Here is an 18,025-nt window from a genome sequence, read left to right as displayed (position 1 = left end):
CTGTCTTCTTTACATGGCAACAAGTTTGTTTAACGATTATTAATTACACTAAAGTAAGGTGAAGTAAAACATGAAACAGGCTTATATGATTCAGGCACATAAAGGTGAAAAACAATTAGTGGAGCTAATTAATATATTGTTAGGGATGAATAGTGATGTTTTTATACATATAGATGTGAAGAGTGAGAACTTATATTCAAGAATAAAAGAGAAATATAGTAATAATAAACAAATATTTATTATAGAAGATAGAGTAAGAGTAAATTGGTCAGGTTTTAGTCAAGTTAAAGCTACTCTTAAATTAATGAATGCAATAAGATTAAGTCAAAGAAAGTATGATTATGTACATTTGATTAGCGGTCAAGATTTTCCAATTAAGTCTTCTAAATACATCAGTCAATTTTTATCGGAGAATTACGGAAAGGAGTTTATGGAATATAGAGATATCAATCAACATTGGTGGAGACTAAAATGTTATAACTTTTTTAGAGAGAATAAGAAAAATAGAACCTTATATATGAGAATTTTAGATAATGTAATAAGACGTCCACAAAAGTATTTTATTAGAAGAAATAATTTAAAGGGTTTTAACTTATATTTTGGTTCACAATGGTTTACTATTACAAATCATTGCTTAAATTATATATTGGATTATATTGAAAAAAATCCTGGTTATTTAGATGAATTTAAATATACATCATGCCCAGATGAACATTTTTTTCAAATACTTATATTGAATTCACCTTTAAAAAATAATGTAGTTAATAATAATTTGAGATACATTGATTGGTCTCAAGGAGGCAATAGCCCTAAGACATTAACATTGGATGATTGGGAGGATTTGCAGAAATCAGATCAACTATTTGCGAGAAAATTCGATTTGAAAATAGATGAAAAAATTATATTCAAGATGGAAGAAAAGGTGAATGAAGGTTTATTTTTATTGAAAAATAAATGAGTCCTGAAAAGCATATATTAATGATAGTTATTTAACAGTGATTTCTATAGTCTTTGGAGGAATAATCATGTTGTCATCAAGATTGACAGATTACTTTTGTGAACAAAATAATATTAATCTTAATAAAGCGTATAATATAGAAAAGATAAATGCAAACCAATTAATTACAAAAGATCGAATTGATTTAATCGCTAAACTAAAATATATAGAACATAAAGAAAAAGGTTATGATTTAACATTTATTAAAGAATTATATACCGCTCATATAGAAGCTTTTTCTCACGGGACGTTTATTGAGCCTGGAAATGATGATAAAAATTCTATTGAAAAATATTTTGAGACCTTTGATTTTTTAATAGATTCAATAAAGAACCATGGATTTGATACAACGATATCTATTATTCCGGTAGGTAGTAATAATGCGATAATGGATGGTGCTCATCGGGTTGCTATTGCTGCCTATTTTAATTTAGAAGTACCTATTATCCGTTTTGAAAATATCTTTGCCAGATATGATACGAGTTTTTTTCAGGATAGACTACTTGATCAGAAATATCTAGATTATTTAGTTGCTGAATATTGCAAAATAAAAAAGGATTTGTACGTCGCATGCGTATGGTCTAAAGCTTTAGATAATTGTCAACTTGATGAAGTGGAAGAGATGATCAATAGTGTATGCAAAGTAGTATATATGAAAAGAGTAAAACTTAGTTATCGTGGGCTGAATAATTTAATCATTCAAATATATTCTGCGGAAGATTGGATAGGTTGTATTGAAAATGATTTTTCAGGAGAACAACGGAAAACCAATGCTTACGGGGATAAGGAATTTTTGACAGTATATGTTTTAGAGTGTGATAGTCATGCTGAAATTTTGAAGCTTAAACAAAATATTAGAGATTCAATCGGTATTGGAAAACATGCTATTCATATAACTGATACTTACGATGAAGTGATCCGAACAACAAATTTGCTACTTAACCAAAATTCTATTAATTTTTTGAATACCGGAAGACCAACTTGTAACATACAATTCAATAGAAATTTGAATCAGTTTAAAAATAAATTAATTAATCGTAAACTCAGCTTGGATGATTTTGTAATTGATTTGAGTGGCACATTGACTTTATATGGATTAGGTCATGCTCAAGAAGTGAATTTCCTTACTATTTCTAATCAGTATGAAATTATTGATAGTGATTATGTTAAAGATCACCAGAAATGTATTGAACAATATAAAACAACTGTAGATAATCTTATCCTAAATCCGGATCATTATTTTGTTTATAATGATTTTAAGTTTTTGAAGTTGAGTTTTTTTAGGAAGGCTAACAATAAAAAAAGAATTTTTTGTATATAAAATTAATTGGGATTAAGGCGAAAGAAAATAATAGAACCATTCATTTTTTCAATAGAGTAGAAAACAAAGTTAAAAGAAAAATAAGAAATGCAAAGAATCGCATTAAAATAAAAATCATAAAGGTAACTAGAAAGCATGTAATTTATAAATCTCTTAGAAACTTATATCATTTTTTTAGGAGAATAGAATAGAAAATGAATATAAAATCCAGAACAGAAAATGCATTGAAAAATGTATCTATAGGTATAGGAGGACAAGTTGTAAGCTTACTTTCCTCTTTTTTGTGTAGAACCGTTTTCATAGCAGTCTTAGGTGCGGAATATTTAGGAGTAAGTGGATTATATAGTAGTATTTTGATGGTTTTATCTTTAGCGGAGCTTGGTATTGCAAACGTCATGATATACAGTTTGTATAAACCGATTAGAGATCAAGATGAAGGTGCTATTTGTGCATTATTAAATTATTATAAAAAGATTTATAAAAGAATTGCTATTGCTGTTTTGCTGTTTGGTATATCTATTGTTCCAATTCTCCATATGGTCATAAATAGCAATCTTACGTACAATGATTTAGTTTTGTACTATTTAATATTTTTACTGAATTCTGTAGTCTCATATTTTGTTGCGTATAAAACAGCACTAATTAATGCAGACCAAAAAAATTATATTATTACATTTGTTGGCACGGCATGTGCCTTGCTTACTAATATTTTGCAAATTATTGTGCTAGTAATAATTAAAAGTTTTACTCTTTATTTAATAATTATGGTTATAGGTACAGTGTTAAACAATATCATATTAAGCATAAAAGCTGATAAATTGTATCCATATATTAAGCAACCATATGATATAGCTAAAAGTCAGATTAAAGAAATAAACAAAAATATACGGTCTATGTTCTTGTTTAAAATAGGCCATGTTGTTATGAATAATACTGATAATATACTAATTTCAATGATGGTTGGAACAATCTATGTTGGCTATTACTCAAATTATTTTATGCTTGTCAATGTAGTTTCATCATTTATTTCTATCATTATTCAATCTTTGCATGCTAGTATAGGTAATTTAAATGCAGAAAGTAATGTAATAAAGTCTTACAAATTCTTTAATATGTTATTACTCTTTTTTCATTGGTTAAGTGCTTTCTCCTCTCTTTGTTTTCTTGTGGTTTTTGCTGACTTTATTACTATTTGGATAGGGGAAAGTTATTTATTAGATTCGAGTGATGTTATAGCAATTGTTTTCAATTTTTATATTCAGAATATTGTAACGCCGGTATGGATTTATAGAGAAACATTAGGTTTATTTAATCAAATTAAATATATAATGTTATGCGCTGCAATCGTCAATCTTATTCTCTCTATTGTATTGGGAAGTTACTGGGGATTAGCAGGAATTATCATTTCAACAGCATTTGCTCGGATGCTTACAAATGTCTGGGTTGAACCAAGATTATTATTTCATAAAACGTTTGAACAGCCAGTAAGTCAGTATTGGAATAGGCAAATAAAGTATTTTATTACTACTATCATAGCTGTGTTCATAACTGTTATGATAACCGATAATATGCCAGTATCCTTGTTATTTATCATACTTAAAGTATGTATTTGTTTCTTTATAATGACAGTAACATTTTTAATTGCGAATTTTAAAACAGAAGAGTTGAGAATGCTGTATGAGTATATACAAAATTTTATATGTAAAAGCCGAAGCATTAAAGAATGATATGTAGAGGAGAGAGAGTATGAAAGTTCTAGTAACTGGAGGAGCCGGATACATTGGCTCTCATGCTGTAAAAGGTCTATTAGATAAAGGATATGAGGTAGTAGTAGTGGATAATCTTGAAACAGGTCATGTCGAAGCTATTCCACCTAATATTTCTTTTTATATTGGCGATATACGAAATCGTGATTTTTTACATGACATGTTTGAAAAAGAAAAAATTGATGGAGTTATGCATTTTGCAGCTCATTCATTAGTCGGTGAATCAGTATCTAATCCTCTTAAATATTTTCATAATAATACATATGGAATGATGGTTTTGTTAGAAATAATGAAGGATAGAAATGTAGATAAAATTGTATTCTCTTCTACTGCGGCAACATATGGAGAGCCAAAGAGTATACCGATTACGGAAGAGGCACCGACAAATCCATCTAATCCATATGGTGAATCAAAATTAATGATGGAAAAAATGATGAAATGGGCGGATGAATCGTATGGTATCCGTTATGTTTCACTTCGTTATTTTAACGTTGCTGGTGCTAGTTTAGATGGAAAAATAGGGGAAGATCATCGGATTGAAACGCACATAATACCCTTAGTATTACAAACAGCATTGGGGTTAAGAGAGAATATTACAATATTTGGAGATGATTATGACACGGAAGATGGTACTTGTATTCGTGATTATATTCATGTGGTTGATTTAGTGGAAGCGCATATTTTAGCTTTGGAATATTTGATGAAAGGTAACGAAAGTAATATTTTTAATTTAGGTAGTGGAAATGGATATTCTGTGAAAGAAATTATTGATACTGCAAAGAAAGTAACGGGATTACCTATACATGTACTTCAAGGAGAAAGAAGAGTTGGAGATCCGAGTAGATTAATTGCATCCAGTAAAAAAGCAAAAGAAATTTTAGGGTGGAACCCCAAATATACCAATAGTAAAGAAATTATAGAGACTGCATGGAATTGGCATAAAAAACATCCTAATGGATATGGTGAAATGTAATGCTATAAATTCAATCTAATTATAATTGATAAAAAAAGTTAAAACTGTTCAGTCTGTTATTAAAGTGACAGGCTTATTTGGATTGCATTTTTTATTGGTTAAAAGTAATGTCAATTGATTAGATTTAGATTAGGGACTTTCGATTGAGTGTAAAGAAAAATTAAGTCAAACATTCCTTAGCTGTGTGCCTTGCAATGGATTATGACGGCTCTTTGCTTAATTTTATATTTATTTTTTACATATTATGGGGAGTTTACACATAAAACAATTATGTATATTCAAGTGATTTCTTTATTATGTGCTTAGTAGATTGTTCATGGTTCTTTAGTGGATTGGAAAAGTTTAAACAAATTGTCATTAGAAATACGATAGTAAGGGTTTTAAGTATAGTACTACTATTTCTTTTTGTGGAAACACCTAATGATTTACCTACATATTCATTGATTATGACAGGGACGATATTCATTGGACAATTGGTTCTTTGGATTGGAATGAAAAATTATTTAATACTAGTACCCATAAAAATACAGGATGTATGGAAACATGTTAAACCAACCGTCTCTTACTTTGTTCCGCAGATTGCTATTCAAATATATTTTGTTTTAAACAAAACGATGATTGGTATATTCTCGGTTGAAAGTGAAGTAGGAGTATTTGATTATGCTGATAAGATTTTGAAGGTGAGCCTAGCATTCGTAACTTCATTAGGAACGATTATGCTACCTAAAATTGCCTATATATTCAGCAATGGAAAGACGGAAGAAGTAAAAAAATATTTATTTAAATCTTTGGATTTTTCTAGTTTTATAGCAACTCCTATTATGTTAGGGTTAGCAGGAATCTCAATTGAATTCATTCCATGGTATTTAGGAGAAGAATTTAAAAGGTCTATCACTGTCCTAATCATTATATGTCCAACAATATTTTTTATGGCATGGAGTGGAGTATTCGGTACTCAGTATTTGTTAGCTATCGGTAGAATGAAACCATATACTATTTCAGTCTATACAGGAGCATTTGTTAATCTTGTACTGAATTTGTTTCTAATCAAGCCTTTTGGAGCAATAGGAGCTTCAATAGGAACTCTGTTTGCCGAGCTTGTTGTTATGCTTGTCCAATTGGTTGCTATAAGAGAACAAATTGAACTCAAAAAAATATTTCTAAAAGTAATTTATTATGCAGGAGCAGGAATAGTAATGTTTTTAGTAGTCAGAATCATAGGTGTCTATTTAGGTGCAAAAATTATTACTACTGTCCTTCAAATTATAGTAGGTGCGTTAATTTATTTGTCGATTATTCTTATAAAAGAATATGTTGAAAAAGATGGATTAGTTTTAAATGAATTAAAGGCATTAATCTCTAGTATCAAACTAAAGTAGATAAATAAGAAAATATTTGCCCAAAGGCTAAACAAGTCTTTGGGCAAATATTATAATAATAAGTTTTATTTCGCCTCTACATTCTTCTTCACCTTAGGCAAAATCTTACTCAACGGAACCTTCTTCTCACCTTTCCAAGTAGAAGAATCTTGGCGATCAAATTGCTCTAAGTAAGCAATGACTTCTCTTGTTATAGGAGTTGGCGTGGAAGCTCCAGCTGTTACCGCTACTGTTTCAATATCCTTTAACCATTCGGGGTTAATTTCAGAAACATCGGCCACGCGATATGCTTTTGTACCAGCTATTTCTTCGGAAACCTGAGCAAGACGATTACTATTGTTACTTCGTGGATCACCGACAACAATGAGAAGATCCGCTTCGCCAGCTTGTTCAGCGACAGCTTCCTGTCTTGTTTGCGTAGCATTACATATTTCTTTGTGAACCTCAGTTTGTGGATAGATTTCTTGGATGCGCTCCATTAACACTTGAACGTCCCATTGACTCATTGTTGTCTGGTTCGTTACGATTATTTTGGCATCACCTAATTGTAATTCTTCCACGTCTTTTATGTTTTCAACAAGATGAACGACATCAGGGGCAACACCTACGGCTCCTTCAGGTTCAGGATGTCCTTTTTTACCAATGTATATAATATGGTAGCCTTCTGCTTTTTTTTCTCGAATTAAGTCATGTGTGACCGTAACATCAGGGCATGTTGCATCGATTGTGACCAAACCACGTTGTTTAGCAATTTCACGAACTTCTGGAGAAACGCCATGTGCTGTGAAAATAACAGTGCCACTTTCTACTTGATTGATGATTTCAGATCTATTTTTACCATCTAGGGTAATGATACCATCTTCTTTAAATGCGTCCGTAACATGGCTATTATGAACCAGCATTCCAAGGATATATATAGGACGGGGTAATGTTTTATCTAAAGCAGCATTGCGTGCAATAACCATAGCATCAACAACACCGTAGCAGTATCCCCGTGGCGAAATTTTAATAACTTTCATAATGGCCTCCTTCATTCAACCATAATTGTTCTATAATCCTATTATATATAAGGAAGAAAAACAATACAAAGAATGAAGAAGGACATTGAAGTTTATAAAGAAAGCATTGAATTTTGAATAAATCACGACTCAAAAAGAATCATGCTTAAATATTAGATAAATAATTTTGGCTTGGATTCTCCTTTTCTATGAAAAGAAGAAGAATCCATTTGTTTTACTCTTTCTGTAGGTATGCGATGTTTAATATGCTTTGCTTTACGAATTGGTTCAGCTTTTTTTTCGTGAACTATAATTTTCGCTTCTTCTTTTATATTTGGAGACGGTTCAGGTTCACTTTGATTGTTATTAGAGTCAGAATTTATTGAATCGTTATCTTTTGTTCCTTGGAAAAGCTTCCACATGGCAGGAATATTTTTGACTACTGGCCCGTACTGTTGGACTAGTGGCCCAAATGATTCAGCAGCAGCTAAAACACGTTGAGTATTATTTAACATGGAAGAAAGATTATCTGGATTTAGCACGCTTTGCAGAAATCCTCCACTAGTTGCTGCCGCTCCTGTAGCTGCGGTTGAAGCGGCAGCTGCATTTCTAGAGCTGCTTTGTGGTAAAGAAAAAGGTGATTGTTGTGGCATATTTCTTTGCTGTTTCTTTGAAAATATTTTCGTTAATAAACCTTTTTTCTCTGGCCCAGCCATATTTCCTTGTTGACGAATTGGTTGCTGCATAGACCCTTGCTGTAGATATGGATTATGGGTATAAAAACCTTGAGTATTCATTGGCGGTAGCTGAGGAGGTAATGGTTGGTTAAACGGTCCTGGTCCTCTTTGTCCCATCGGCATTTGTTGTTGAAATGGGGGAGTATTATTGGGAACGCCTCTACCTATATGATTTTGGAAACCTCTATTCACGTTGATCTCCCTCCTTAAATGAGAAGTTTGTTTTTATTGTATTTATAGATGGGTTACGTAATATGGGTTTTAATGACTATAAAATGATTGATTTTAAAAGATAGTTTTTTAAAAATTTGTTTGATGAATAAAAGGAATAAAAGCAGTGAATAAACAGTTTGGATGATTGGAGCGTAAGGTGCTAGACTTCTGTGGGAGTAGCGGGATAGGTGAGACCCCATAGGCACTATGTGCCGAGGAGGCTCACCGCCCGCCCCACGGAAAGCGAGCAAACTGGAGCAGAAATCAACCTATACTTGCTACTTGATAATGGGTGTTAAAGCTCGCGAAAACAGTCTTTATAAAGCATCTTTAGAAATTTAGACTTTTGGTCAAGGCACTTAATTTCTTATAAGGTAAGAAAGCGTAAAAATCTGTCCAGAAGGTAAAGTACACCTTCTAGCCATTTCATCTTATGCTGGTCGGGACTGACCAGGGCACTTGCGCTTTTCTTATTATTAATTTATGCATATTTGGAGAAAATGGGAAGAAAACGTGAATATCTAAAAAAGAATTTTTATAATGTGATTGGAATTGTTGAGTTAATGAGTCAAAGAGGGTAAGATAAGACAAGCAGTTATTGTTGAAAATGCAGATTAAATAAGGAGTATTTAAAATATGTCAAATCAATTCGAAAGATTTTCCTTTCATCCATATATCTTGAAAGCAGTTGAAGAGAGAGGGTTCAAGAAGCCAACTGATATTCAAGAACGTGTTATCCCAGCTACGCTAAAAGGCACGAGTATTATTGGACAATCACAAACGGGTACAGGTAAAACACATGCTTTTCTATTACCAATTATGAATAAAATTGTTCCAGAAAAAGAAGAGGTACAAGCCATTATTACAGCACCTACACGTGAATTAGCTAATCAAATTTATAAAGAAGCTGTGAAAATTGCTGAGTGTTTCCCTGAAGATCAGCAAATTAATGTACGATGCTATGTAGGTGGAACAGATAAGCAGCGTACTATTGAAAAGCTAAAGCAACAGCCACAATTGATTATTGGTACACCTGGTAGAATTAAAGATTTAATAGATGCGAAAGCCTTGCAGGTCTATTCAGCTACAACATTGGTTGTGGATGAAGCGGATTTAATGTTAGATATGGGCTTCATTCAAGATGTTGACTACATTGCAGCGCGTATGACTGAAAAACTACAAATGCTTGTCTTTTCAGCTACAATTCCAGAAAAACTTAAGCCGTTTTTACAAAAGTATATGGAAAACCCAAGATACTATCAAGTAGATCCAGAACAAGTAACAGCACAAAAAATTGATCATGTATTAGTTCCATTACGTCATCGAAATAAAGTGACATTATTACACGATATTGTTACCTCCTTCAATCCATATTTAGCCTTAATTTTTACAAATACAAAACAAATGGCCGATACAGTTGCCGATGAGTTAAATAAAAGAGGATTACGTGTTGGAAGATTACATGGAAACTTATCTCCGCGTGAACGTCGTAAAATGATGAAGCAAATTAATGATTTAGAGTTTCAATATGTAGTAGCAACTGACCTAGCTGCACGTGGAATTGATATCGAAGGTGTAAGTCATGTAATCAATTACGAGATTCCATCCGATTTAGACTTCTATATTCACAGAGCCGGACGTACTGCTCGAGCAGGGTACTCTGGAATTGCAGCAACTATTTATGATATTTCGGATGAAGATGCTTTAAATAAGCTTGAAAAATTAGGCATTACATTTATTAATAAGGACTTTGTTAATCGTGAATGGATTGATGCTGATGATCGCAATAAGCGAACGAAACGTAAGAAGCAAAAAGCGGAGCTAGATGCGAAAGCGAAGATAATTGTTAAAAAACCTACTAAGGTGAAACCAGGCTATAAACGAAAACAACAGTGGGAACTTGATGCTCATAAAAAACGTCAACGAAAAATTGAGTTGAGAAAAAAGAAAAAATAAAAGGGTGAAGAGAAATGCTTAAAATAGGCTCACACGTGTCAATGAGTGGGAAGAAGATGCTATTAGGTGCCAGTGAAGAAGCAGCATCTTATGGAGCAAATACCTTCATGATCTACACGGGTGCTCCACAAAATACAAGACGTAAAAGTATAGAAGAATTGAACATTGAAGCAGGGCAAAGACATATGGAAGAGCATGGGATGACGGATATTGTGGTCCACGCCCCATACATTATCAATATTGGAAACTCTATTAAACCTGAAACCTTTCAATTAGGGGTGGATTTTTTAACATCAGAAATTCAACGCACAGAAGCAATAGGTGCAAAACAAATCGTATTACATCCAGGAGCTCACGTTGGGGCTGGAGTTGAAGAAGGTATCAAAAGTATTATTAAAGGATTGAATGAAGTATTAACCGGTAATGAAAAGTTACAAATCGCACTTGAAACGATGGCTGGTAAAGGTACGGAATGTGGCCGTAGCTTTGAAGAGCTTGCTATGATCATCGATGGAGTTACACATAATGATCGACTATCTGTTTGCTTTGATACTTGTCATACACATGATGCGGGTTATAACGTCGCCCAAGACTTTGATGGTGTTTTGAATCAATTTGATAAAATTATTGGTATTGATCGATTGAAGGTTCTTCATATTAATGATAGCAAAAACGTCATGGGAGCTGGTAAAGACCGTCATGAAAACATCGGTTTCGGTCATATTGGCTTTACTGCATTGAATAAAATCGTTCATCATCCACAACTTATGGAGATTCCTAAAATTTTAGAAACACCTTTTGTTGGTGAAGATAAGAATAATAAAAAAGCACCTTATAAATATGAGATAGAGATGCTTAAACAAGGTGTCTTTAATGAGAACGTGTTAAATGACATTGTTCATTCCTAAATGAGTAAAAACGTGTAGAGAAGATATTAGCGTAAAGTTGTATATCGTTCACACGAATAAAAAAGAGGGCTGTCACAAAGGCTTTGGCTTTTGAATGACGCCCATTTTTTATTCTTATAGGTTTTAATAAGATTAGTTGATTAAATTATTCTTTCTTTTAGGTTGTTTGCTAAAAGTGAGACAAGTGAGACCCCAAAGACACTTTCTCACAGAGGAGGCTCACCGCCGCCCTGCGGAATTTAACTCATCCTATATTTGCTTAAAGGTAACATAGTCTGCGAAAACAGCTTACTTTTATTATCTTCCTGTAAAGGAAAGAAAAATTTGTTCAATTTGAGCTGCTCTTTCATTTCCTACGATACCTGCAATTTGTGATACGACATAACGTCTCTGTTCTGGATGAAATAGGTTGTAGTTTTTTCCTCTCAATGTTTGGCATATTTTCTCTGCTTCATTTGGAGTAAGTTGAACTTGGTATTGCCGTGCTAATTGGAGTAATTCATCTTTTCTAATGCTGTTAAGCTTCATGTTTATAATGCTTTCTAAAAATCTCACATCATCCCTCCTCGTACTTAACATATGAAAGGAGGACATAATAATGAACTAAAATTATTTTGTAAAGAGTATTACCTTTACTTATGTATAAAAAAAGAGTATACTCAACATGTAAATCGTAATGATTCTTAAATTGGGTGATAATATTGAAAGAAGACATGATTATAATTGATGATGTTTCATACCGTTATGAGACAGACACCGTTCTTGAACATATAAATATAAGTATTCCAAAAGGAGCTTTTTTAGCGATTGTTGGTCCAAATGGATCAGGAAAATCCACTTTATTAAAGCTTCTTTTAGGTTTATTAAAAATCCAAAAAGGAAATATTTATTTGTTTGGCCAAAAAATCCAAGACTTTAAAGATTGGGACAAAATTGGCTATGTTTCTCAGAAAGCAAACTCTTTTAATAGTGGCTTTCCTGCAACAGTATTTGAAGTTGTATTAAGCGGCTTAACGAAAAAAATTGGTCTATTTCACTTTGCGAAAAATCAGCATCGTGAAAAAGTTATAAAAGCTTTGAAGGATGTCGGTATGAGTGAATTTGCCAATCGGAATATTGGCGAATTATCAGGTGGACAGCAGCAAAGAGTATTTATAGCAAGAGCATTAGTAAGTGATCCAGAATTATTGATATTAGATGAACCTACTGTTGGTATTGATGCTGCAAATGAGAAAATATTTTATGAAATGATTGAGCAGTTGAATCAAAAGCTGGGTATTACGATGATTCTCGTAACTCATGATTTAGAGGCAGTAAGTCATTCTGTTACTCATGTTGCATGTTTAAATAAGCATCTACATTTTCATGGGAACTCTCATGAGTATCAGCAACTGAGTGATGTTGAATTAAATTGTTTTTATGGCAACCAACCACAGAAAAAATAAAGGATCTGTTAATGCTAATTGTTGAAACAATGGCTCCCAAGCCCTTTGCTTTTAATGGTCAAATGCAAGGCTTCTCTCATGGTGGTTTGAGATTGCTGCTAATTATAACAACAGTAACGCATAACAGAGCCAAAATAAATATATTTTACAAGATAAGAAAGTAATTGAATTTAACTTGGATGATTGATTAGCCATACTGTAGTCTAATTAACATATATAAAAAAGGGAAAGAGCAACCATTTTGAAAAAGTGTGTTTTTGCTCCATACTTTTAAGTCCTTTGAGTTTTCTTATTAAGTAAATCGGGAGGATTCCGATGATTTTAGATTTATTTCATTATGAATTTTTAAGAAATGCATTTATTACAGGTATAGTTATTGGTATTATAGCGCCTTTATTAGGTGCCTTTGTCGTTGTAAGGAGGCAATCTTTAATAGCGGATGCCTTAAGTCATGTTACACTTGCGGGAATCGCTTTTAGTTTATTTATTGAAAAAAAGTTTTTCGCCCAAGTAGGTAGTATCAATCCTTTATTTATGGGGATGACTTTTTCCGTCATTGGCTCTTTATTTATTGAAAAATTACGTAGTGTTTATAAACATTATCAAGAGTTAGCGATTCCTATTATTTTATCGTCAGGTATTGGATTTAGTGTCATTTTTATTTCCTTAGCTGATGGCTTTAATACAGATTTATTTAGCTATTTATTTGGAAGTGTTAGTGCAGTTTCTCGTTTAGATTTATGGACTATTATTGGCGTAGCTATTTTTGTAATAGCGATGATCGTTCTACTTTATAAAGAGTTATTTTTGTTATCGTTTGATGAGGATCATGCAAAGGCGTCTGGGATTCCAGCGAAGTATATTCATTTCATATTTATTATTCTTGTCGCTTTAGTTATTGCTGCATCTATGAGAATCGTTGGGATCATGCTTGTATCATCTTTAATGACATTACCAGTTGCAGCTAGCATGAGAATTGCAAATGGTTTTAAACAAATGATTCTATTCTCTATTCTTTTTGGCGAAATTTCAGTAGTGGGTGGATTATTCTCTGCTTATTATTTAGATTTAGCGCCAGGTGGAACGATTGTAATGATTGCTATTTTACTATTATTGCTTACAATCGGGTATAAGAAGGTTAAAATTCGTAATGCTTAATACTTGTACTGGAGTTGAACGTTATGAAAGTTGATGAAGCATTAGTCTTATTAAAGAATAAAGGATATAAATATACAGGGAAAAGAGAAGAGATGCTCGAACTTTTTTCTAAAAGCAATAAATATTTAACAGCGAAAGATGTATTAGAGAATATGAAAGCAAACTATCCAGGTCTTAGTTTTGATACGATTTATCGTAATCTTTCTCTTTTTGTTGAATTAGGTATCTGTGAGATGACAGAGCTGTCAGGGGAAAAGCATTTTCGTTTTACATGCAGTCATAATCAGCATCATCATCATTTTATATGTTTAGATTGTGGAAAAACGAAAGAGATTGAAACATGTCCAATGAGTCATCTATCAGAGGATTTGCAGGCATATGATATCTCAGGGCATAAGTTCGAAATATATGGTCGCTGTCCAGAGTGCCAATAACAAAAGCGTCAGTACTAGCTTAATGAAAATGCTAGTACTGACGCTTTTGTTTTGGCTTTTTGTACTCTATACGAATGTGTTACTTTGTCTGATTCTGTTTTATTTGCAAAAAGACAAGCTAGTAAGCTATCCAGAAGATTTACTGGTGAGCTTACTAGCTTGAATCTTTATTTAACTGTACTGAAATTGTGCTTTGTGTAGCCCTGCAAAAATCTCGTTTCTTTCGAGCAATTCTTCGTGTCTTCCTTGCTCTGCGATACCGTCTTCAGTGATAACAATAATTCGATCAGCATCACGAATCGTAGCGAGTCGATGAGCAATGATAAGTGTTGTTCGATTTAGCGCTAATTCATTTAATGATTGCTGAATAATAACTTCTGTTTCTGTATCAAGAGCTGAAGTAGCTTCATCTAATATGAGTATTGGTGGATTTTTAAGAAACATTCGAGCAATAGCAAGCCGTTGTTTTTGTCCCCCTGATAGCTTCAAGCCTCGTTCTCCAATTTGTGTTTCATAACCGTCTGGTAAACCTTCAATAAACGCCTCCAGATGTGCCCGTTTAACTGCTTGATATATTTCTTCATCAGTTGCGTCTAGTTTTCCATAAGATATGTTTTCCTTAATGGTTCCTGTAAATAAAAAGACATCTTGTTGAACTATTCCAATTTGAGAACGCAATGATTGAGTTGTCATATCTCTTATATCCATGCCATCTATGGTTATTTTTCCACTTGTTACATCATAAAAGCGTGGAATCAACGAACAGATTGTAGTTTTTCCTGCTCCAGAAGGACCAACAAACGCAATCGTTTCTCCGGACTTAATTTGTAAATCAATATGATTTAGTATAGTTTTTTTATCATCATATCCAAAGCCTACATCATGAAAAGCGATATTTCCATTTAATGCTGCCACTTCTATTGCATTTTCCTTATTTTGAACATCGGGTGTAACATCAAGTAAAGTAGTAAATCGTTTAAAGCCGGCCATTCCTTTTGGATATAATTCCATAAGAGCTGTTATTTTTTCTACAGGCTTAAATAGAACGTTCACATATAAAAGAAAACCAACCATTGCACCATAAGAGAGTTGATTATGATAGACAAACCAAGCCCCGATGACTAGCACTACAAGTGTCATCATTCTTGTCATTATATAGATGCCAGATAAACTAAAGGACATGACTTTATAACCTTGTAGCTTAGCCGCTCTGAATCGCTTGTTGTTTTTGGTAAATCTGCTATTTTCATAGCTTTCATTCGTAAATGATTGAACGACACGTGCCCCTGAAATACTATCTTCAACTCTTGCATTAACATCTGCAATTTCTCCGTACATTTTACTCCATGCTTTATTCATTTTTAGATTTCCGAGTACCATAATGATAATTAAAAATGGGAGCAGACATATTGTAATCAAAGCTAGTTTGACGTGTAAAGTAAGCATAATACCGAATGCCCCAAGGAAAGTCATAATAGCAATAAAGAAGTCCTCAGGACCATGATGAGCTAACTCCCCGATATCCATTAAATCATTTGTAATCCTACTCATTAAATGACCGGTTTTGGAATTGTCGAAAAATTTAAAGGATTGTTTTTGAACATGCTGGAAAAGCTCTTGCCGCATGTCCGTTTCGATATTAATTCCTAGCTTATGACCCCAATAGTTGACTACGAATTGTAGGCCAGTACTAATCAAATAGAGTAATAAAAGCCCAAAGCTGACTGAAATGATTGCTGGCCAATCCTCTCCTGGAAGTAAGGTATCAATAAACCATTGGACGGAAAGAGGAAAAGCTAGTTCTAAAATAGCTACAATAATGGCACAGCCAAAATCAATAGCAAATAACCGCTTATACGGTCTGTAATACGAATAAAAACGTCTAATCATTCTATTATCCACCTATTTTTCTCTTTCTATAGTTTAAATTCTTCTTTAACCCACTGGTCGGCTTCTAGCCAATTGTTTACTCTAATGACATTAGTGGGAACATTCCCTTGATTATAAGAAGTATTAAATAAGATGACAGGAATATGACATTCTTCCCCTATTTGTACAGCATTATCATGCTTATCCTCAAAGAAAATATCAATATTATATTTTTTTATAAGTGAGATTTTATTGTGAGAGCCTGTTAATTCAATATGATGATAAGGGATGCAATTGTTTTTAAACCATTGTTCAGTGATATCGAAAAGATATGTATGTCGTGCACTTATGTAATAGAGTTCTCCTACATCTTTCCATTCGCTGATAACCTCTTTTGCCCACTTATTTAATGGAGATTGCTGATAAATATGTGATTCATTTGTTCTAAACCATTGATTTAAAATATCTTCCTCTACGTTTACATGAGGGCGTATATCGTATTCTTTAATATCTTCCATTTTTAATTGTAATCCAAAATCTTTATTTAAAAAGGGAATGATGGTGTCTGGTCGAGTTATTGTACCATCGATGTCAATTCCAAATTTAATTTTTCGCAATATTACACCTACTTTCAATAATGTGACTTTCATTATATACTAACGTGAATGAGACCTCCACACTAGAACTAGTGATCACCAATAAAAGTAGCGAAAATTTACAAGAAAAACATGTTTTCTTTTTCGTTTTTTCGTCTATATATTATATATCTAAATATTATTATGCTTGCATGATAAATGGCTAAGTAAATGTTTCCTATTTTATTTTTGTTAAAAAGAGAAAAAATAAGATTACACCCATAGAGAGAAAGTGAGGCGGTTCATCATGGAAAGAAATAATCAATCTCTTTCTAATCAAGAGCACAATGAAACCAACAAATACAAAGAAGAAACTGCAGCTGAGATTGCAACTCCTTATACTGTAAGAAATGAAGAAGCGTATCAGACAGCAAGGAAAATGACGATCGCAGCAAAAGCAATTGGATACATTGGCCTGTTGATTGCTGTTCTTTCTCTTTTTTTCTACCCATATGTATTAGGGGTCATTGCCATTGTTTTAGGATTTATTGCACTACGTAAAGGTGAAATAACATTTGGTAGTTGGGCAATAGGAATAAGTGCTTTTTCAATAATCTTAAAACTGTTTGTTGTTCCATTGTTTTAAAATTCATTATTATCATATAGGGCATCTCAGAGGTAATCTAATCCTTTTTTGAGATGTCCTTTTTATTTTATGTAAGGAAAGTGCATAGGGATGACATGGACAACTGTAAAAAAATAGAAAAGCAGTCCAATACAGTGGACTGCTTTCATTATTATTGAGAAGATAATTTCTTCTCTTCTTGTTTAGCAAAGTATTCAGCGGCTATTGCATCAATTTCTTTTTTCAACTCATCAACCATAATATCTTCAGGTACTTTTCGAACGATTTTTCCTTTGCGGAATAATAACCCTTCGCCTCTAGCTCCTGCAATACCAATATCCGCTTCTCTTGCTTCTCCTGGTCCGTTAACAGCACAGCCTAGAACAGCTACTTTAATTGGTGCTTTAATTTTGCTAATGTATTCTTCTACTTCGTTTGCAATACTAATTAAGTCGATTTCAATTCTTCCGCATGTTGGACAAGAAATAAGTGTTGCTGCATTTGATGCAAGACCAAATGATTTTAGTAATTCTCTAGCTACTTTAACTTCTTCAACTGGATCTGCACTTAATGAAATACGAAGTGTGTTTCCGATTCCCTTGTGAAGAATAGCACCTAGTCCGGCAGCACTTTTAACTGTACCTGCAAATAATGTTCCTGATTCTGTAATA

General features: G+C 33.0%; 17 protein-coding genes. 11 read left to right on the top strand and 6 right to left on the bottom strand.

From position 1 onward, the window contains the following. The first annotated feature begins 70 nt into the window (after nucleotides 1-70). From BN349_RS12200 to BN349_RS23890, 5 genes are all read left to right on the top strand, one after another. A complete protein-coding gene (locus BN349_RS12200) occupies nucleotides 71-958 on the top strand; it encodes a beta-1,6-N-acetylglucosaminyltransferase (protein WP_019242602.1) in 888 nt (295 codons plus the stop codon). Nucleotides 959-1,025: 67 nt separating this feature from the next. Next, nucleotides 1,026-2,318 (top strand): hypothetical protein, encoded by a 1,293-nt coding sequence (locus BN349_RS12195; RefSeq protein ID WP_019242601.1) that lies wholly within the window; start codon nucleotides 1,026-1,028, stop codon nucleotides 2,316-2,318. Nucleotides 2,319-2,512: 194 nt separating this feature from the next. After that, nucleotides 2,513-4,045 (top strand): lipopolysaccharide biosynthesis protein, encoded by a 1,533-nt coding sequence (locus BN349_RS12185; RefSeq protein WP_019242599.1) that lies wholly within the window; start codon nucleotides 2,513-2,515, stop codon nucleotides 4,043-4,045. A gap of 19 nt (nucleotides 4,046-4,064) precedes the next feature. Beyond that, the gene (gene galE / locus BN349_RS12180; RefSeq protein WP_019242598.1) at nucleotides 4,065-5,057 is read left to right on the top strand and encodes a UDP-glucose 4-epimerase GalE; all 993 of its coding nucleotides are present in this window, start codon (nucleotides 4,065-4,067) and stop codon (nucleotides 5,055-5,057) included. A gap of 296 nt (nucleotides 5,058-5,353) precedes the next feature. After that, nucleotides 5,354-6,436, top strand: coding sequence for an oligosaccharide flippase family protein (locus tag BN349_RS23890; RefSeq protein WP_019242597.1), 1,083 nt, complete (start codon nucleotides 5,354-5,356; stop codon nucleotides 6,434-6,436). A gap of 65 nt (nucleotides 6,437-6,501) precedes the next feature. On the opposite strand, the gene BN349_RS12170 is transcribed toward BN349_RS23890, so the two are convergent. Continuing rightward, a complete protein-coding gene (locus tag BN349_RS12170; RefSeq protein WP_019242596.1) occupies nucleotides 6,502-7,455 on the bottom strand; it encodes a 4-hydroxy-3-methylbut-2-enyl diphosphate reductase in 954 nt (317 codons plus the stop codon). Between the two features lie 152 nt (nucleotides 7,456-7,607). Then, nucleotides 7,608-8,363 carry a VrrA/YqfQ family protein gene (gene vrrA / locus BN349_RS24905; RefSeq protein ID WP_019242595.1) on the bottom strand — a complete coding sequence of 252 codons (756 nt, stop codon included), beginning with the start codon at nucleotides 8,361-8,363 and terminating at the stop codon, nucleotides 7,608-7,610. 657 nt (nucleotides 8,364-9,020) lie between these two features. Between vrrA and BN349_RS12160 the strand changes: the two genes are divergently transcribed. Together BN349_RS12160 and BN349_RS12155 are read left to right on the top strand one after the other, a co-directional pair. Then, nucleotides 9,021-10,340, top strand: coding sequence for a DEAD/DEAH box helicase (locus BN349_RS12160; RefSeq protein WP_019242594.1), 1,320 nt, complete (start codon nucleotides 9,021-9,023; stop codon nucleotides 10,338-10,340). Between the two features lie 14 nt (nucleotides 10,341-10,354). After that, the gene (locus BN349_RS12155; protein ID WP_019242593.1) at nucleotides 10,355-11,248 is read left to right on the top strand and encodes a deoxyribonuclease IV; all 894 of its coding nucleotides are present in this window, start codon (nucleotides 10,355-10,357) and stop codon (nucleotides 11,246-11,248) included. A 297-nt stretch (nucleotides 11,249-11,545) separates the two neighbouring features. On the opposite strand, the gene BN349_RS12150 is transcribed toward BN349_RS12155, so the two are convergent. After that, a complete protein-coding gene (locus BN349_RS12150; protein ID WP_019242592.1) occupies nucleotides 11,546-11,803 on the bottom strand; it encodes a DUF2624 family protein in 258 nt (85 codons plus the stop codon). Nucleotides 11,804-11,961: 158 nt separating this feature from the next. Here BN349_RS12150 and BN349_RS12145 point away from each other — a divergent pair, with 158 nt between their 5' ends. The 3 genes from BN349_RS12145 (at nucleotide 11,962) to BN349_RS12135 (ending at nucleotide 14,285) form a co-directional block, all read left to right on the top strand. Then, nucleotides 11,962-12,693, top strand: coding sequence for a metal ABC transporter ATP-binding protein (locus BN349_RS12145; protein ID WP_034294231.1), 732 nt, complete (start codon nucleotides 11,962-11,964; stop codon nucleotides 12,691-12,693). A gap of 315 nt (nucleotides 12,694-13,008) precedes the next feature. Beyond that, nucleotides 13,009-13,851: a metal ABC transporter permease gene (locus tag BN349_RS12140; protein ID WP_019242590.1), complete on the top strand. Its 843-nt coding sequence runs from the start codon at nucleotides 13,009-13,011 to the stop codon at nucleotides 13,849-13,851. Between the two features lie 23 nt (nucleotides 13,852-13,874). Then, nucleotides 13,875-14,285 carry a Fur family transcriptional regulator gene (locus BN349_RS12135; RefSeq protein WP_019242589.1) on the top strand — a complete coding sequence of 137 codons (411 nt, stop codon included), beginning with the start codon at nucleotides 13,875-13,877 and terminating at the stop codon, nucleotides 14,283-14,285. 171 nt (nucleotides 14,286-14,456) lie between these two features. Here BN349_RS12135 and BN349_RS12130 read toward each other — a convergent pair whose 3' ends face one another. After that, complete coding sequence (locus BN349_RS12130) at nucleotides 14,457-16,175, bottom strand: ABC transporter ATP-binding protein (RefSeq protein ID WP_019242588.1); 1,719 nt, start codon at nucleotides 16,173-16,175, stop codon at nucleotides 14,457-14,459. A 26-nt stretch (nucleotides 16,176-16,201) separates the two neighbouring features. Continuing rightward, the gene (locus BN349_RS12125; protein ID WP_026089295.1) at nucleotides 16,202-16,771 is read right to left on the bottom strand and encodes a nucleotidase; all 570 of its coding nucleotides are present in this window, start codon (nucleotides 16,769-16,771) and stop codon (nucleotides 16,202-16,204) included. Between the two features lie 265 nt (nucleotides 16,772-17,036). On the opposite strand from BN349_RS12125, the gene BN349_RS12120 reads away from it, so the two are divergent. Continuing rightward, on the top strand, nucleotides 17,037-17,375 hold the full coding sequence (locus BN349_RS12120; RefSeq protein WP_019242586.1) for a hypothetical protein: 339 nt from the start codon (nucleotides 17,037-17,039) through the stop codon (nucleotides 17,373-17,375). 151 nt (nucleotides 17,376-17,526) lie between these two features. On the opposite strand, the gene BN349_RS12115 is transcribed toward BN349_RS12120, so the two are convergent. Continuing rightward, nucleotides 17,527-18,025: flavodoxin-dependent (E)-4-hydroxy-3-methylbut-2-enyl-diphosphate synthase (locus BN349_RS12115; RefSeq protein WP_019242585.1), on the bottom strand; the 499-nt coding region annotated here is incomplete at its 5' end.

It is taken from the genome of Bacillus sp. AP8 (genome assembly GCF_000321185.1).
GTDB lineage: Bacteria > Bacillota > Bacilli > Bacillales > DSM-1321 > Bacillus_AD > Bacillus_AD massilioanorexius.
This window is presented reverse-complemented; position numbering and strand designations above follow the sequence as displayed.

Coding starts and splice junctions, on each gene's coding strand:
- galE (WP_019242598.1), top strand. CDS start 4,065: ATGAAAGTTCTAGTAACTGGAGGAGCCGGATACATTGGCTCTCATGCT.
- BN349_RS12185 (WP_019242599.1), top strand. CDS start 2,513: ATGAATATAAAATCCAGAACAGAAAATGCATTGAAAAATGTATCTATA.
- BN349_RS12195 (WP_019242601.1), top strand. CDS start 1,026: ATGTTGTCATCAAGATTGACAGATTACTTTTGTGAACAAAATAATATT.
- BN349_RS12155 (WP_019242593.1), top strand. CDS start 10,355: ATGCTTAAAATAGGCTCACACGTGTCAATGAGTGGGAAGAAGATGCTA.
- BN349_RS12145 (WP_034294231.1), top strand. CDS start 11,962: ATGATTATAATTGATGATGTTTCATACCGTTATGAGACAGACACCGTT.
- BN349_RS12160 (WP_019242594.1), top strand. CDS start 9,021: ATGTCAAATCAATTCGAAAGATTTTCCTTTCATCCATATATCTTGAAA.
- BN349_RS12170 (WP_019242596.1), bottom strand. CDS start 7,455: ATGAAAGTTATTAAAATTTCGCCACGGGGATACTGCTACGGTGTTGTT.
- BN349_RS12200 (WP_019242602.1), top strand. CDS start 71: ATGAAACAGGCTTATATGATTCAGGCACATAAAGGTGAAAAACAATTA.
- BN349_RS12140 (WP_019242590.1), top strand. CDS start 13,009: ATGATTTTAGATTTATTTCATTATGAATTTTTAAGAAATGCATTTATT.
- BN349_RS12135 (WP_019242589.1), top strand. CDS start 13,875: ATGAAAGTTGATGAAGCATTAGTCTTATTAAAGAATAAAGGATATAAA.
- BN349_RS23890 (WP_019242597.1), top strand. CDS start 5,354: ATGTGCTTAGTAGATTGTTCATGGTTCTTTAGTGGATTGGAAAAGTTT.
- BN349_RS12120 (WP_019242586.1), top strand. CDS start 17,037: ATGGAAAGAAATAATCAATCTCTTTCTAATCAAGAGCACAATGAAACC.
- BN349_RS12130 (WP_019242588.1), bottom strand. CDS start 16,175: ATGATTAGACGTTTTTATTCGTATTACAGACCGTATAAGCGGTTATTT.